The organism is Granulicella sp. L46 (assembly GCF_009765785.1).
In the GTDB taxonomy this organism is placed as follows: domain Bacteria; phylum Acidobacteriota; class Terriglobia; order Terriglobales; family Acidobacteriaceae; genus Granulicella.
In genome coordinates this window covers 660,357-677,221 of the sequence record NZ_LMUT01000003.1, presented here as the reverse complement: position 1 = coordinate 677,221, position 16,865 = coordinate 660,357, and the positions used below count along the sequence as shown (strand labels likewise).

The 16,865-nt window shown below is 62.0% G+C and carries 10 protein-coding genes; 5 read left to right on the top strand and 5 right to left on the bottom strand.

Annotated elements, in window-relative coordinates; genetic code table 11:
• The first annotated feature begins 31 nt into the window (after positions 1–31).
• The 5 genes from GSQ80_RS03740 to GSQ80_RS03720 all read left to right on the top strand — a co-directional run bounded on the left by GSQ80_RS03740 (position 32) and on the right by GSQ80_RS03720 (position 9,045).
• The gene (locus GSQ80_RS03740) at positions 32–1,084 is read left to right on the top strand and encodes an arabinofuranosidase catalytic domain-containing protein (protein ID WP_158786142.1); all 1,053 of its coding nucleotides are present in this window, start codon (positions 32–34) and stop codon (positions 1,082–1,084) included.
• 63 nt (positions 1,085–1,147) lie between these two features.
• A complete protein-coding gene (locus GSQ80_RS03735; RefSeq protein WP_158786141.1) occupies positions 1,148–1,693 on the top strand; it encodes a Rid family hydrolase in 546 nt (181 codons plus the stop codon).
• A gap of 208 nt (positions 1,694–1,901) precedes the next feature.
• A complete protein-coding gene (locus GSQ80_RS03730; RefSeq protein ID WP_158786140.1) occupies positions 1,902–5,150 on the top strand; it encodes an efflux RND transporter permease subunit in 3,249 nt (1,082 codons plus the stop codon).
• On the top strand, positions 5,150–6,841 hold the full coding sequence (locus GSQ80_RS03725; protein WP_158786139.1) for an efflux RND transporter periplasmic adaptor subunit: 1,692 nt from the start codon (positions 5,150–5,152) through the stop codon (positions 6,839–6,841). The genes GSQ80_RS03730 and GSQ80_RS03725 overlap by 1 nt, the downstream gene beginning before the upstream one ends.
• Complete coding sequence (locus GSQ80_RS03720; protein ID WP_158786138.1) at positions 6,838–9,045, top strand: TolC family protein; 2,208 nt, start codon at positions 6,838–6,840, stop codon at positions 9,043–9,045. The genes GSQ80_RS03725 and GSQ80_RS03720 overlap by 4 nt, the downstream gene beginning before the upstream one ends.
• 95 nt (positions 9,046–9,140) lie before the next feature.
• Here the strand turns inward: GSQ80_RS03720 and GSQ80_RS03715 are convergent, their stop codons facing one another.
• The 5 genes from GSQ80_RS03715 to GSQ80_RS03695 form a co-directional block, all read right to left on the bottom strand.
• A complete protein-coding gene (locus GSQ80_RS03715) occupies positions 9,141–9,560 on the bottom strand; it encodes a hypothetical protein (RefSeq protein WP_158786137.1) in 420 nt (139 codons plus the stop codon).
• 101 nt (positions 9,561–9,661) lie between these two features.
• Complete coding sequence (locus GSQ80_RS03710) at positions 9,662–10,597, bottom strand: polyprenyl synthetase family protein (protein WP_158786136.1); 936 nt, start codon at positions 10,595–10,597, stop codon at positions 9,662–9,664.
• A 67-nt stretch (positions 10,598–10,664) separates the two neighbouring features.
• Positions 10,665–10,895, bottom strand: a complete 231-nt coding sequence (locus tag GSQ80_RS03705; RefSeq protein ID WP_158786135.1) for a hypothetical protein — start codon at positions 10,893–10,895, stop codon at positions 10,665–10,667.
• Positions 10,896–10,961: 66 nt separating this feature from the next.
• On the bottom strand, positions 10,962–13,010 hold the full coding sequence (locus tag GSQ80_RS03700; protein WP_216850114.1) for a hypothetical protein: 2,049 nt from the start codon (positions 13,008–13,010) through the stop codon (positions 10,962–10,964).
• Positions 13,011–13,540: 530 nt separating this feature from the next.
• Positions 13,541–16,795, bottom strand: coding sequence for a penicillin acylase family protein (locus tag GSQ80_RS03695; protein ID WP_158786133.1), 3,255 nt, complete (start codon positions 16,793–16,795; stop codon positions 13,541–13,543).
• Positions 16,796–16,865 lie beyond the last annotated feature (70 nt).

Genomic DNA, 16,865 nt, shown 5'->3' with positions numbered 1-16,865 from the left:
ACAGATTATGCAAAGGACTTACAGAAATCCTATGACAAAGAAATTGAACTCAGTGTTTGGAAATCTCCTGTCGCTGGGCGTTCTTCTGTCCGCTTTTGTGATGAATATGGGCTGCGCGGCCGCGGCGACTGGGGCAGCGGTAGTGGCAGTGGCAAATCCGCAGCCGTGTGACCTGCTTGCGTCGGCGACGCCGTGTGTGGCGGCGATCAGCACGACTCGAGCGTTGTACGTGGCCTATACGGGACCGCTGTACCAGGTGACGCGGCAATCGGATAACGCGCACGCTGACATTGGGCTGCTTCCCGATGGGTATGCGAATGCGGCGGCGCAGGACAGCTTCTGCGCGAACACGACGTGCACCATCACGAAGATCTATGACCAGTCGCCGAATCATAACGACCTTACGCCTGCGCCTGCTGGGGGAGCGGCGCGCGGACCTGGGCCGAATGGGTCCGATGTGCCGGCTGTGGCTGATGCGCTTCCTGCGATGGTGGGAGGACACAAGGTGTATGGGATTGCGATTTCGCCGGGCATGGGTTATCGCAATGACACTCCGAAGGGGACGGCCGTGCACGGTGAGGCGGAAGGCGTGTACATGGTGACGTCGGCGCTTCATCTCAATGAGAAATGCTGCTTTGATTTTGGCAATGCGGAGTCGAATAATCTGGACAACAAGGCAGGCCATATGGATGCCATCAATGTGATGTGTTACGGCTCACCTTGCAGCTTGGGCGCGGGGCTCGATATGGAGGACGGCATCTACGGCAATCTACGTGTGCCGAGCGGCACTATGTTTGTTACGGACATGGGCGTGAGCGATGGTCAGCATAGCTACGCGATCTACCAGGGTAATGCGCAGAGCGGAGGGCTGACGACTACAGGGATCATTCCTCTGCCGAAGGGCTATCAACCAATGCAACAGGAGGGCGCGATTATCCTGGGGATCGGCGGCGATAACAGCAATTGGGCGACGGGCTATTTCTTTGAAGGGGTGATGACGAAGGGCATGCCGACGCAGGCGGCGTTGGAGACGGTGCAGGGCAATATTGTGAAGGCCGGGTATGCGGGGACGTTACAGCCTTGAGGAGTTTCGGTGCTGAGGTTCTCCGCGCTAGAGGCTGGCAGGAATTTAATTGAGGAGAGAGCGATGAAGATTCGTATGGCGGTGTTGGCGGTTGCGATGATGATGGTTGCTTGCGGTGTGCAGGCGCAGACTGCCGTGAAGCGGATTTATTCGGCGGGGACGCCGGTGGCGTCGCAGAGGTTTGCTGCGGCTATCTGGGCGGGGGATACGCTGTATCTGTCGGGGCAGATGGCTAGCCCGGTGACGGCGGAAGATGCGGCGAAGGGTACGCCCGCCGTGTTTGGCGATACCGAGACGCAGGCGACGAGTGTGCTGACGAAGATTGAGGCGCTGCTGAAGACGCAGGGTCTGACGATGGGTGATGTGGTCGAGATGCAGTGCTTCCTTGCGGGTGATCCGGCCAAGGGCGGCAAGATGGATTTTGCTGGATTGAATGCGGCGTATGCGAAATTCTTTGGGACAGCGGAGCAACCGAATCGGCCAGTGAGGGCGGCGATGCAGGTGGCTGCGCTGGCGACGGATTGGGGGCTGGTGGAGATCCAGGTGATCGCGGTGCGGAGTAAGGGCGCTACGCAGGAGAGCGTGGATTTAATGCCGGCGAAGAAGTGAGGCAAGGGCGCGGTGGAATAATCAAGGTGCGGTGCGCGGGCTTCTGATCGGACTGCGAGATAAAGATATCGGCAATCGGGTTTTGATGTAATTGAAGAGGCGGTGGATGCAAATGTTTGGCGGGTGAGGAGTTGGAGTCTTCGGAAGGGTTTTGTGCGTCTCATAACTGAATGTATTTCACCGCGAACTACAACCCCCTGAGGCGTCTATGTGGATTGTTCGGCTAGCTCTTCGGCGCCCTTATACCTTCGTTGTTCTGTCGATGCTGATTGCCTTGCTGGGCATCGGGTCGGCGATTGAGACGCCCAAGGATATTTTTCCGAACATCAATATTCCGGTGATCACGATTGTCTGGACGTATGCCGGACTGACGCCCGAGGAGATGGAAGGGCGCGTGGTGACGGTGTGCGAGCGCGCGTTGACAACGACGGTCAACGACATGGAGCACACGGAGAGCGAGAGCTACCAGGGCATCGCGGTGGTGAAGGTGTACTTCCAGCCGCAGGTGCAGGTGGCGCAGGCGCTGGCTCAGGTGACCTCGATTGTGCAGACGATTTTGCGGGTGTTGCCGCAGGGGACGTATCCGCCGTTCGTGATCAAGTACGACGCGTCGTCGGTGCCGATTGTGGAGCTGGCGCTGAGCGGGCAGGGGCTGAGCGAGGCCGATCTGTATGACGATGGGCTGCAGTTTATTCGGCCGCGGCTGGCGAATGTGAAGGGGGCGAGCGTTCCGCTGCCGTGGGGCGGCAAGGTGAAGCAGGTGATGGTGGATACGGATCCGAACCTGCTGTACGCGCGGCATTTGTCGGCGAACGACGTATCGGCGTCCATCTCGCAGCAGAACGTGATTCTTCCGGCGGGCACGGAGCGGATGGGCGATCGCGAGTACGTGATGAAGACGAACTCGAGTCCGGACGATCTGTCTGCGCTGAACGATCTGCCGATCCGCGCGGCGAATGGTGCGGTGGTGTATGTGAAGGACGTGGCGCAGGTGCACATGGGCTACGCAGTGCAGACGAACATTGTGCGCGAGAACGGGAAGCGGTCGGCGCTGCTGATGGTGCTGAAGAACGGCGATACGTCGACGCTGGATATCGTGTCGCAGACGAAGGCGATGGTACCGCAGTTGAAGGCGGGGCTGGGTAATCTGACGATTACACCGCTGTTTGATCAGTCGATTTTTGTGCGGTCGTCGATTAACGAAGTGGTGCGCGAGGCTTGCATTGCGGCGGCGCTGACGGGGTTGATGATCCTGCTGTTCCTGGGATCCTGGCGATCGACGCTGATTGTTTGTATTTCGATTCCGCTGTCGATTGCTACGTCGCTGATCATTTTGAGCGCGCTGGGCGAGACAATTAATGTAATGACGCTGGGTGGTCTGGCGCTGGCCGTGGGCATCCTGGTGGACGATGCGACGGTGGAGATTGAGAACACGCATCGGAACATGGCGGAGAAGCGGCCGCTGACGCAGGCGATTCTGCACTCGGCGCAGCAGGTGGCGGCTCCGGCATTTGTGTCGACGTTGTCGATCTGCATTGTGTTCGTTCCAGTGGTGCTGCTGACGGGCGCGGCGAAGTTTTTGTTTACGCCGCTGGCTGAGGCTGTGGCGTTTGCGATGATGGCGAGTTATTTCCTATCGCGAACGCTGGTGCCGACGATGATGCATTTTCTGCTGGGGAAAGAGATTGCGCTGTACCAGGATCCAGGCGAGAGCGAGCGCGAAGAGCGGCGCAGCATTGTGTGGCGGATTCATTCGAAGTTTGATCGCCAATTCGAGAAGATGCAGCATCGCTATAAAGATTTGTTGGACTGGTGCCTGGAGCATGCGGCGATCACGCTGGGACTGTTCGTGCTGCTGCTGATCGTGAGCTTGCCGTTAACATTCTTTATCGGAAAGGATTTCTTTCCGTATGTGGATTCAGGGCAGATGAAGCTGCATGTGAATCCTCCGCCAGGGTTGAGGCTGGAAGATTCGGAGCAGTTTTTTGCGGCGGTGGAGAAAGAGATCCGGACGCAGATTCCGGCAGATCGGGTTGAGCTGATTCTGGATAATATCGGGCTGCCGAACAGCGGTATTAACCTGGCGTTCTCGGGCACTTCGACGATATCCAACTCCGATGGAGATATTCAGATTGCGTTGAAGCCGGGCAAGAAAGATACGCAGATGTATACGCGAATTTTGCGCGATGATCTGCGGCGGAAGTTTCCGACTGCTACGTTCTTCTTTACGCCGGCGAACATGACGAACCAGATTCTGGACTTTGGCTTGCCGGCACCGATTGATCTGCAGGTGATTGGGCACGATCCGGGAAACTATGAGCTGGCGACGAAGCTGGCGAAGCAGATTGCGGGGATTCCGGGAGCGGTAGATGTGCACCTGCATCAGCAGGTGGATTATCCGACGATGCAGATCAATGCGGACCGGACGAAGGCGCGGCAGGTAGGGCTGACGCAGACGGATGTGGCGAGCTCGACGCTGATTTCTCTGACGGGGTCCGGGCAGACGACGCCGAACTACTGGCTGAATCCGAAGACGCAGGTGAACTACCAGATTGTGACGCAGACGCCGATTTACCGGATCGACAGCTTGCAGTCGCTGGCACGGACGCCGATTACGTCGCCGAACGGGAACACGACGCAGTTGCTGGGAAACGTGGCGGACTTTCGGCGGGACCTGTCTCCGATTATTGCGGACCACTACAACATTCAACCGGTGTATGACGTCTATGCCGATGTAGATCAGAGAGACCTGGGCGGCGTGGCGAGCGAGATCCAGAAGATCATGGACCAGACGAAGAAGGGCCTGCCAAAGACGACGCAGATCTCGTTGCGCGGCGAGGTGCAGACGATGAACGAGTCGTTCGTGCGGCTGGGCGTCGGGATTATTTTTGCCATCATGCTGGTGTATTTGCTGATGGCGGTGAACTTCCAATCGTGGCTGGATCCGCTGATTATTCTGATGGCGATTCCGTGCGCGTTCTGCGGGATTCTGTGGATGCTGTTCCTGACGCAGACGACGTTCAGTGTGCCATCGCTGATGGGCGCGATTATGACGATTGGCGTGGCGACGGCGAACTCGATTCTGCTGGTGGTGTTCGCGAATGACGAGCGACTTGCCGGCAAAGACCAGCGCGAGGCGGCGCTGAATGCTGGCCACACGCGGCTGCGGCCCGTGCTGATGACGGCGCTGGCGATGATCATCGGCATGCTGCCGATGGCGCTGGCGTTCGGCGAGGGTGGCGAGCAGAATGCGCCACTGGGGCGAGCGGTGATTGGGGGGCTGTTGTTTGCGACGATGGGCACGCTGTTTTTGGTGCCGACGATTTATTCGTTGCTGAAGACGCATCCACCGATTGATTACTCGAAAGAGATTGACGAAGAGGCGGGCCCGGCGTTGAGTGGGCATGGCCAGCAACCACCGAATCCCTCGCAAGGAAGTCAGGAGCAACCAGCGTAATGGCCGACGACAGGAACGATCCGATTGATCCAAAGCACGAGCTGCCGTGGCCGGAGGAGAGCGATCCGGCGAAGGTAGGCGAGCAGTTTGCCGATCCGAACTCGGGGGATGATCGGCGGTTGGGCAAGCGGTTTGAGGAGACGAACTCCAGCCGCGCGAAGCATCCTCACGAGCCGCTGAAGGAGAGGATCCATTGGCCGGAGAATCGTAAGCCGCTGTACTGGTTTCTGATCGCGTTTGTGATCCTGGTAGTGGTGGCGGTGCTGGCGGGTGGGCTGCCGCGACTCTCCCGCAACAAGGACATCGACGAGCGGTCGAAACAGGAGAAGAGCGCGAAGCCAGTGGTCGAGACGATGCAGGTGGTCCAGCCGAAGGATCAGGCGGGGCTGGCGGTTCCGGGAACGGCGATACCTTTGACGCAGGCGTATGTGTATGCGCGGGCGAATGGATATTTGCAGAAGCGGTTTGTGGACATCGGCGATCGCGTGAAGAAGGGGCAGTTGCTGGCGGTGATCGATGCGCCGGATTTGGATGCGCAGGTTTCGCAGGCGCGGCAGCAGGTGTTCCAGGCGGAGCGGCAGCTGGACCAGCAGAAGTCTCAGTTGGCGCTGAACACGGTGACGGTGCAGCGCTATCGGGTGCTGGTGGCGAAGGGTGTTTTTTCGCGGCAAGACGGGGACACGCAGGAGGCGAACTACGGGTCGCAGGTGGCGAATGTGCAGGCGGCGCAGCGCAACGTGGATGCGTTCAACGCGAATCTAGAACATCAGTTGGCGCTGCAGAGTTATGAGCAGGTGCGGGCTCCGTTTGCGGGCGTGATTACGGAGCGCGATGTGGATGTGGGGGCGCTGATTTCGGCGGCTGGGGCGAGCTCGGGGGCGCAGGGTTCGCCGGCGCCACAGGGGCAGAACTCGAGTGCCGGGGGAACGACGCAGGCGGGAGCGTCGAATAGTTCGGGCAGCTCGGGAAGTGGGCCGACGTCGGCTGTGTCGGCGCAGTCGCCGGGGCAGGGTGGGCCGCTGTTTGGGATCTCGCAGATGCAGCGGCTGCGAATTCTGGTGTCGGTGCCGGAGGGGTATGCGCCGGTGATTCATCCGGGATTGAAGGCGCCGATTGAGGTGCAAGAGTATCAGGGCGCGCCATTGTTTGCCGAGGTAACGCGGACGGCGAATTCGATTGATGCGAACACACGGACGATGTTGACGGAGTTGCAGATTGATAATTCGGCGGGCAAGCTGATCTCGGGCATGTACGTGGTGGTGACGTTCCCGCCGGCGGCGGGAGTGCAGGCGCCGCTGGTGATTACCGGAGACGCGATTGCGATTCGCAAGAATACGTCGATGGTGGCGACAGTGGTGGATGGGAAGATTCACTGGGTGCCGGTGACGATTGGGCGCGACTTCGGTAGCGAGACGGAGATCGTGAATGGGTTGAAGGCCGGCGACGTCATTGTGACGGATGTGACCGATGAGGTGGTCGAGGGCGCGGCGGTGGAGATGCACATGGCGAAGGGTTCGGAGGAGCAGTCGACTGCGCCGAAGCAGAATGTGCCGCTGGGCGGAAGTACGCAGTATGGCAATGCGAATATTACGGACCAGAATCTGCAAGGGCAGCAAGGGCAGCAGAACCAGGGGGGCAAAAGCAAGCAGCAGGGCCCGAGTAAGCAGAAGAGTAGTGAGAGTAAACAATGAGGCGGGCGAGGCGGAGTTGGAGCGAGGGAGTTGCGTTGCTGCTGCTGGCGGCTGCGGGTGTGGTGTGGGGGCAGTCGCCTTCGCCGCCACTGACGCCGCAGAATACACCGGCGCTGAGTCCTGAGCCGACGCAGAGGTCAGTGCCGCCGGGGCCGGTGACGGGAACGGATGCGGGGACAAAGATGCGGGTGCCGCAGATCTCGCCGTTGGATGGACATGTGCCGCCGCCGAATGCGCCGGAGCCGCAGTTGCAGCAGGCAGAGGATTCGAAGACGGAGCCGCAGCGTGAGGGCGTGACTGGATTGCGGCCGGATTTTCTGGGGTTCCTGGGGCCGTTTCGGCGGCCGACGGTACCACCACTGTTTCAAGGGGATGCTACGCGGCTGGATGGGTTGATCCGCGACGGGAAGCTTTACCTGACGTTGCAGGATGCGATTGCGCTGGCACTGGAAAATAATCTGGATGTGGAGACGGAGCGCTACAACATTACGCTGGCGGGAACAGATGCAGTGCGGGCCGCGGGGGGCGGGAGCACGCGCGGTCTCGACTTCACGGCGCAGCTGCCGCAGAACGGGGTGGGCGGGCCGGGATCGCCGCTGTTGAATGCGGTGACGGTGAACAGCAATCCGACGACGCCGGCGGTCACGGATTTGACGTCGCTGAATTCGACGACGCAGATACAGCAGTCGTTATCGCAGCTGTCGACGGGGTTTACGTATTCTTTGGGGCCGTCGGTGCCGCTGTTTGATCCGCAGCTGATTGGCGATGTGGGGTATCTGCGGCGATCGGATTCGGTGACGCTGGAAGGCACGACGACGACGGGGACGGGGACGACGACGACCGGAACTGGGACGACGGCGAGCACGGGGCCGATGAATTTTGTTGCGGCGAATGTGGCGTACATGCAGGGGTTTTCGACAGGGTTGCAGCTGGTGGCGATTGGGAACAATGCGTCGTCGGTGGAGTACGGGTCGGCTTCGCAGCTGAATCCGTTTTCGACGCCGAGCACCTCTGTGACGCTGACGCAGCCATTGTTGCGGGGGTTTGGGCGGGGAGTGAACCTGCGCTATCTGAGGATTGCGCGCGTGGACCAGAGGATTTCGCGACTGCTGTTTGAGGAACAGGTGCTGCAAACGATCTACGGGACGTCGCGGCTGTATTTTGATTTGGTGTCGCTGGGTGAGGATGTGCTGGTGAAGACGGAGTCGCTGCGCGCGGCGACGAAGCAGCGCCAGGATTACGAGAACCAGGAGGAGATGGGGACGCTGGCGCCGATTCAATTGACGCAGGCGAAGGCGCTGGAGAGCTCGAGCCGGTTTGCGCTGATCCAGGCGCAGGGACTGTACAAGCAGGAAGAGATTATTCTGCGCAACCAGTTGGTGCGGACGGCGTCGCCGGTGTTCACGGCGCAGTTCGACGAGATTGTGCCGACGGATCGGATTGTGGTGCCGGATAAGCTGGAGGACCTGGATGTTCCGGACCTGGTGGGGCAGGGGTTATCGCAGCGGCCTGATCTGGCGCAGGCGCAGTTGCAGGTGGAGACAGGGAAGATCAGCGTGGAGGCGAGTCGCAACAACGCGCGGCCGCAGTTGAATCTGTATGCGAATGCGCAGACGCGGGGAGCGACGGAGCAGCCGTATGAACAGCTGGGGTCGCCGGGGACGGGATTGCCAACGACGCCGCAGGATCTGGCGCTGGGCGGGCTGAGGGTGTCGACAATTTATCAAGGCGGGCTGCAGTTGACGCTGCCGCTGCGCAACCGTGTGGCGCAGGCGGATGCGGCTCGGGATGCGGTGCAGCTGCGGCAGGTGCAGGCGCGCACGGAGAAGATGGCGGCTCAGATTCGCGAGGATGTGGAGACGGCGGTGGTGGCGTTGCAGACGGCGCAGGCGGCTTACGAGGCGGCGTCGCAGAGCAGGGACTACCAGGGGCAGCTGCTGGATGCGGAGAGAGATAAGTTGTCGGTGGGGCAGTCGACGGATTTGCTGGTATTGCAGAACGAGGCGTATTTGGCGCAGGCGAAGTCGACCGAGATTGCGGCGCGGTCAAACTGGATGAAGGCGCGGATCAGTCTGGATTATGCGCTGGGAGATTTGTTGGAGAAGAACCACGTGGAGCTGGATGACGCGATTCGGGGTACGCTGCCGGAGGGTGGTACGGTCTCACCGGGAGGTACAGTCCAGCCGGGGAGTACATCGCAGTAAGGCTGAATCGTTAGTTCGCAGTGGGTGGGGATCGGTGGAAACCCACATCTCAAAAGCGAGATAGGTGGCGCCCGGATCGGTGGTCGGGCGGTTAGCTAATTGCCGCTGTCCTTGTGGAGCTTTACGCAGTCGTCGATGTGGCGGATGGCGCGGTCTTTCATGGTGGGGTCGGGGTGGATTGGTTGGGCGCCCTGGCGGTAGAACTCGAGCCAGGTGAGGCAGCCATTGATGTCTTCGATGTGGCCGTCCTTCTGGTTGGGGTCGACGGGAATGAGCTGCTGTAGATCGTGGAGAGCGGGACTGAAGGTGGCGGGGGGATCGTCGCGAAGGGAGGCGGCGTGGTCGAAGGCTACCCAGGCGGGGGTGTTGATGCGCGGCGTGGTCATGACGACCGGCGCGGGGGTGTTGTTGGTCGAGGTGAGGTTCCGCTGGTCGCGGCGATGGCGGACGATGTTGAAGATGAAAAGGCCGATGACGACGGCGAGGAGGATGTAGTGGCGGGGACGGAGATTCATGGGTGTCGGTTCTCAGTTGTTAGTTGTCAGTTCTCAGTTGTTCGTTCTCAGGACTCCATGGAGGGAAACTGATAACTGAGAACTAAGAACTGACAACGCGGTTAGTGGGTGCGGTCGACTAGATATTGGGCTAAGGATTTTAAGGGGGTGGCGGATTCGCCGAAGGGTTCGAGGGCGGCGAAGGCGTCGGCGATGAGGGAGGCGGCGTCTTTTTTGGATTGCTCGATGCCGTAGACGGCGGGCCAGGTGGCTTTGTCGGAGGCGGTGTCTTTGCCGGCGGTCTTGCCTAGCTCGGCAGAGGTTTGGGTCATGTCGAGGATGTCGTCGACGATCTGGAAGGCCAGGCCGGCACTTTCGCCGAAGGTGCGGAGCTCCTGCGCGGAGGGCGAGCGTTGGACGGGCGCGTAGGCCATGCCGAGCAGGCCACCGCAGACGATGCTGGTGGTGATGAGGGCGCCGGTCTTGGCGCGGTGGATGCGCTCGACTAGCTCGGGGGTGGGCTTGTGGTGCTCGGATTCGATATCGACGACCTGGCCTCCGATCATGCCGGGAGGGATTCCGGTGGGGGCTCCTACGCCGGTGCCGATGGCGAGGGCGAAGTCGTGGAGGATGGCGACGATGGTGGCGGGTGGGGCGGGGAGATTCGAGATGACCTGGAAGGCTAGGTTCTGCAGGGCGTCGCCGGCGAGGATCGCGATGGCTTCACCGAAGGCTACGTGGCAGGTGGGCTTGCCGCGACGGAGGTCGTCATTGTCGAGGGCGGGGAGGTCGTCGTGGATGAGGGAGTAGGTGTGGGCCATTTCTATGGCGGCTCCGAGGTCGGCTGCGCCTTCGGGGATCTGGCCGGTGCCGGCTACCATGCGTGCGGCTTCCATGCAGAGGATGGGGCGGAGGCGCTTGCCGCCGGCGAAGGTGCTGTGGCGCATGGCGCGGTGGATGGAGTGGGGTTCGGTGGTGGCCGAGGGGAGGAGGCGCTCGAGCGCTGCGTCGGTGAGGGTGACGCCAGAGGTTAGGATGTTCTGCACTTCAGGGTTCATGGTCACTGTTGATTCTACGTCCTGCGGTCCTGAGCGGGCGGCGGGAGTTGGGATCGTGGGTGAGCTTCTAGCGTCTAGCAAAGGCAGAGGCGGGAACGGGCGCGCTTCGCGCGAGATGCAGGTTCCTCGCTGCGCTCGGAATGACAGCCAGAAAAGCAAGAACAACAGCAAGTGCAAAGGCAAGTGCGAAGGCAAGTGCGAAGGCAAGTGCAAAGGCAAAGGCAAAGGCAAGTGCAAAGGCAAAGGCAAAGGCAAAGGCAAGTGCAAATGCAAATGCAAATGCAAAGGCAAGTGCCAATACAGGGGTCTCTCCGCTACGCGCTGTGCGCTTCGGTCGAGATGACGATGTTCGGGGTGGGGGGATTTATGTGTTCGGTTTGCGGCGGTAGGTGAGGGCGAGGGCTATGAAGGCGAGGGTGGTGAGGGCCAGGCCTAGCTGCTGATCGAGGGTGCGGTGCCAGGTGATGTTGATGGTGTAGTCGTCGGCATGATTGAGGGAGATGGCGATGAGGCCGTCAGGGCGGGGGATGTGGGCGGGGTCCTGCGCGGACGGCGAGGGTTTTGAAGTCGTGGTGATTCGCCAGTTGGGGTAGTCGCGGAGATTGAGGATGAGATAGCTGGGGGTGGGGGCGTGGATTTGGAAGTGGTGGGGGCCTGGGGTGGAGAGGGTTTCGGTGTCGGGGATGGGGGTGTCGTCAGTGTCGAGCGAGGGGTTGAGTTCGGAGGCGGTGGGGGTGGTGTTGGGCGCGGGGTCGTTGGGGGAAGGGGCTAGCCAGTAGGCGGGGTTGTTGGAGCGGAGGGGGTCGTTGTCGGCGAGGGTGGGGGTGTACTCGTCGGTGGGGGGAAAGCCGTGGTGGGTGGTGAAGAGTTGGGCGAGGTGCTTGGGGTCGTCGGTGGGATCGCAGGGTTGGTGGTAGAGGCGGTAGGCGGGGACGGCTAGGGCTAGCGGGAGGAGGAGAGACAGGGCGGTGGTGAGGCCGCTCGGCGTTCTGCTAACCCAGATCTCAGAAGCGAGACCTGGGGCACCCATAATTTTGGGTGTGTCGAGGAGTAGGGCGATAGTTAGGGCGAGGATCGGGGTTAGGAGTGTGAGGAGGCGCCAGGGGAATTGGAGGTAGGCGAGGTTGGGGAGATGGTGCCAGATGGGGGCGGAGACGGGGGTGAGGAGGATCGCGATCGCGATGGTGAGGAGAGCGAGGGTGTAAGTGAGGGTCGCGGGGGTATTGGTTGAGAAGGGGCCGGCTATATCGGTGGGGTTGAGGGCTTCGGGGTCCTTCGGCTGCGTCTCTCGCGCGTTGCTGCGAGAGACTTCGCTCAGGATGACAGATTCTTGGGAGCGCAAGGGGACGGGCTTTTTTGCGGCGAAGTTTTTTCGGGTGAGGGGTTTTTTGAGGAGCAAGGTTAGAAAGGAGGCAGCGGCTAGGAGCAGGAGGGTCAGGGCTAGGAGGCTGATGGAGTGGTTGACAGCGTTGTGGGCGGCGTCGGTGGTGTGGGTGAAGAGGAAGTTGTCCTGGTAGCGCATGTTGGGGAGGAGGGCCATGGCTGTCTGGATGTACTTGCGCTCGTAGGCCGCGGGGAGCAGGTAGATGGCCGGGAGAGTTAGACCGAGGATCGTGCCGGCGAGGTAAGTGAGGGCGAGTTGGAGGGGACTGGGTGATCGCGGTTGAAAAGGGATGGGCGAGAGGGGTTGGCTATAGGTTTCGGGGTCCTTCGACTCCCCCTTCACGGTGTGAAGGGTCCGCTCAGGATGACGGGCTTTCTTTGTTGCGAAAGAAGAGACGATGCGGAGGGTTGCGAGGAGGGCGAGGGTGTAGCTGCCGATGACGGCGGCGGGGGCGTTGGTTAGCCAGAGGAGGGCTAGCGGGATTGCGATGGCGCGGATGGTGGGCCGTGAGCGGAGGATGGCTAGTAGTAGGAGGGGGATCCAGGCGGCGGCTAGGAGTTCGGCCAGGGCAGAGCGCTCGAAAGCCGTGAAGAGCATGTAGGGGTTGGCTAGGTAGAGCGTGGAGGCGATGAGGGAGGCGTTGGGGCTTGCGAACTCGCTGGCTAGTTTGTGGAAGGTGAAGCCGGAGGCGAGGAGAGCGATGGCGATGAAGATTGTTGGGCAGAGGATGGTGGGAAAGATGAGCGTGAGGACGGCGCCGAGTAGCCAGGAGATTGGGGGGTAGAAGAGGAAGCGGGGTTCGCCGGCGTTCCAGGCGGCGGTTGCGTCCCAGTGGGGGTAGAGGGTGCCGTGGCGGAGTTGGTGCGCGGCGTCGAGCCAGCTTTGGACGTGGAAGGCGAGGTCCTGGCCGCAGGAGGGGCCGTGAATTAGGAGGGGGTGGAGGACCAGGAGTACGGCGAAGGGGATGAGGATGAATGCGCGCTTCGGTGCGGGGGATGGCGCGGCGGCGGGCATTAGGTATTGTTGCATTCGAGAAAGCGTTTAGCTCTTAGCTCTGGCTAAGGCGAGAACGGGCGCTCGCTGCGCGAGCGAGAAGCAGGTTCCTCCCCTTCGGCTTCGCTCAGGGTCGGAATGACGGCCAGAAAAGCTAGGGCAAGAGCAACAGCCGGGGGCAAAGGCAAAAGAAGAAGCAGATTCCCAAAGGGAATGACAGAAAGAAAGGCAAGGACAACGGCCCGGGGCTAAAGCCCTTTGTCTAGGTGAGCGGTGATTGTCCGGGCTAAAGCCCGGACCTATCTCAGAGGCAAGGGCAAGGGCGAAAGAAGAGGCAACGGCGAGGGCAAAGGAGAGCAAGGACGAGGTAAAGAAGAAGCACGGGCAAGGGTAAGAGAAGAAGCGGATCCCGCGAGATGACTGCCGGAAATGCAGCTGCCTGAGCAAGAGCAAACGCAACTGCAACGACCAATACAGGGGTCCTTCGCTTCGCTCGAGGATGACGGGATTCTGGGCGGCGATAACAACTAGAAGCGACGAGCGAAGAGCTGGAAGCTAGGAGCTTGCTACTGCGGCGTTAGGGTTAGGGTGTGTTGGATGGTGGGGTGGGTTAGGGGGAGGGTGAAGGTGGTGCCCTGGAGCCAGGGTTGGAATTGGTCGAGGAACGAGGGGCTGGCTGGGTTGCCGGATTCGCCGGTGGGGATGTTGGCGTGGGTGTTATCGGGGTCGGCGAGGTCGGCGGTGAAGCGCTCGCTGGGGCCGAAGTGGAGGCCTGCCGCTTTGACTGTCGTCGAGTCGCCGCCGTTGGGATGGAAGCCGGAGCCGGTGGCTACTCCGAGCATGGTGCTGATGGGGCTGTGGCTGCCGAAGATGGGGTGAGCGATGTCGATGGGGTGCGCGGAGCCGTAGGTGAGGGTAGAGAGGTCGCGAGGCGCGTTCATGAAGTGGAGGCCGCGTTCTACGGAGATCGCGAGGAGATCGTTCCAGTTGGAGTAGCCTTGCGGGAGCCAGCGGGCGGGGGTGTTCTGGAGGAGCTGCTCGAGGGCGGTGCGGTCTTCGTCCCAGGTGTAGAGATTGAGGATGCGCGTCAACCGTACGTCGTCAAGCTTGAGGTGGTAGCGGGCGTTGGCGTAGTCGCGGAGTTGGGGCGCGAGGAGCATGGACCAGATCTCGTGATAGGCGGCGGAGGTGATGGCGGCGGCGGGGGAGTCGGCGGAGACGTCGCCGTTCCAGCCGCGCAGGATGTTGGCGGCTTGTAAGAGGCGCGCGTCCTTGTGGGTTAGCGAACTGTGGTCGAGGGCGTAGGCGAGGCGCTGGGCTACGAGTAGATCGAACTCGGAGTGGACGTCCATCTGGATGCGGAGCATGTCGGCGGGGGTTAGTGGGTGGTTGGCGGTGACGCTGGCGTCGAGGAGGTGGTTGATGCGCTCGACGCGGTAGGGATCGGCCCAGTTGTTGGAGATGTAGTAGGGGTAGTCGTCGGGGGCGATGCGAGCGTTGGCGGTGGCGAGGATGCCGGAGGTGGGGTCTAGGACGGAGGGGAGGGCGTCGTAGGGGATGTAGCCGGACCAGGATTGGGTGAGGTCTAGGGCGTCGACGGGGATGGGGGAGAGGGGAGAGCCGATGGTGTAGGCGACGGTGGGGGTTGTGGGGACCGTCGTGGTGGAAGGGGTCGAGGGCGTGGGTGGGACTGGAATCTTCGGGGTCCTTCGGCTGCGCTGCGCTGCGCTCAGGATGACAGCGTTATTGCGGGTGCTGACGAGTGCAAATACAGGGGTCTCTCCACTACGCGCTGCGCGCTCCGGTCGAGATGACGGAGATTGCTGCGGGGTGCTGACGAGTGCAAATACAGGGGTCTCTCCACTACGCGCTGCGCGCTTCGGTCGAGATGACGACATTGTGGGGGAGAAAGAGGCGAGGATGGCTTGGGGGTGGGGGAGGGAGGCGGAGGGGTTGTCGCCGGACTCGTCTTGTTCGTCTTGAGGGGGGGTGGTGTTGGGTAGGATGAAGGGTTGGGTGGTGCGGGGGCGCTGGGTGGCGGGTCCGCGGATGGGGATGCGGCCGAGGAGGTGGTAGCCGATGTGGTGCGCGTCGGCGTAGACGAGGTTTTGCGAGACGCTGCTGAAGCTGGCGAAGGCGGCGACGAGGGAGGCGGCGTCGGTGGCGGTGTTGATGGCGAGGAAGGGCGCGGTTTGGGTGGAGGGATCGTAGACGGTCCAGGCTAGAGCGAGGGGGCGGTGTTCGGTGGGATAAAGGGCAGAGATGATCGGGGTTTGGATGTTGGTGGTGCCGATGGTGTGGGTGGTGGTGAGGACGTCGAGGGTGACGTCGCGGCCGGCGCGAACGTGGATGAGTTCGGTGTGATGGGCGACGGGGGACCAGGTGTGGTCGGGATGCTCGTACTCGGTTTCGGAGCCGCTCTTGCGGAGGTGCTCGATGAGGACGTCCTGGACGTCGGCGCCTGAGTTGGTGAAGCCCCAGGCGATGTTGGCGTTGCGGCCTACGATGACGAAGGGAACGCCGGGGAGGGTGAAGCCTTCGACCGCGAGAGGCGTGGGGCCGTCGGCGTGGAGGGCGGCTTCGTACCAGATGTCGGGGGCGGTTAGGCCGAGGTGCATGTCGTTGGAGAGGAGGGGGGCGCCGGTGGCGGTGTGGTTGCCGGCGACTACCCAGTTATTGGAGCCGTCGCGGCAGCCGTTGCATTGGTGGGCGCGGAGGTCGGCGTAAATGCGGAGGAGGTCTTGCGGGGATGCTAGTCCTGCGTGAGCGGCGGGAGTTGGGTTCGGTGGGGGTTCGAGAGTTGGTGGGAGATTGCTGGCGTTCTGCAAACCCATGTCCCAGAAGCGGGACATGGGGCACCCGATTTTGTTGGTGGAACGCGGGACTCGGTCGCACCCGGTTTGAGGGTTGATGGAGGATTGGGTGGGGTCGAGGGGGATTTGCTCTACGGGGGCTGAGGGGGCGGTTAGATCTGGCGGCTGCTGGGTGGGGGGATGGTCGCGCCAGGAGCCTACGGGGTAGAGATCGGGAACGAGGTTGGGCGGAAGGCTGGCGGAGAAGGCTTCGCGGTTGAGCTTGGTGGGGAATTCGGTGGATAGGTCCTGGGCCATGATGATGCCGATGAGGATGGAGTCGCGGGGCTGCCAGGGTTCAGGGGAGTAGTGGAGGATGTGGAACTCGACGGGGAGGGTGTTCGGCGTGTTGGCGCCGCTGTGGGTGGAGATGTAGGCGTTGATGCCGCGGGCGTAGGCCTGGAGTTGGTGGAGCTGGTCGGGGGGAAGGACGGCGACGGCGCGGTCGGCGGCGGCGCGGAGCTGGAGGATGCGCTGTTCGCGATCGTGCTGGATGAGGGAGGGGCCGAGGATCTCGGCTAAGGTGCCGGCACCGTGGCGGCGGAGGGCGTCCATCTGGAAGAGACGGTCGGCAGCGGTGATGTAGCCCTGGGCGAAGAGCAGGTCGTCGAGGTTGGCGGCGTGGATGGAGGGAACGCTCTGCGCGTCGCGGGTGATGGTGACGGGCGCGGAGAGGCCGGAGACTGGGACGTTGCCGTCTAGGAGGCCCTGGTTGGTGAGGAGGTTGGCGCGCATGTCGCGGCGGAGGGAGACGGCGATTATTGCGAGCGCGACGAATAACAGGACGAGCAGGATGCTGAAGGTGAACGCGACGCGGCCGAGCCAGCGTCTCAGGCGCGTGGTCCTTAGCGAGCGGGCGTCGTCAAGGTCCTGCGCGGACGGGTCCTGCGCGGACGGCGAGAGATGGGAGCTTGTGCGGTGGCGGAGGGGTGCGGAGTCGTCTGGGTTATCGGAGTCGGAGGGATACATGGTCTAGAGCGATTCTAGGTCACGCCGGCGTTGGAGGTGAGGCGAGGTTGGTGGTGCTGGGCGGACATCG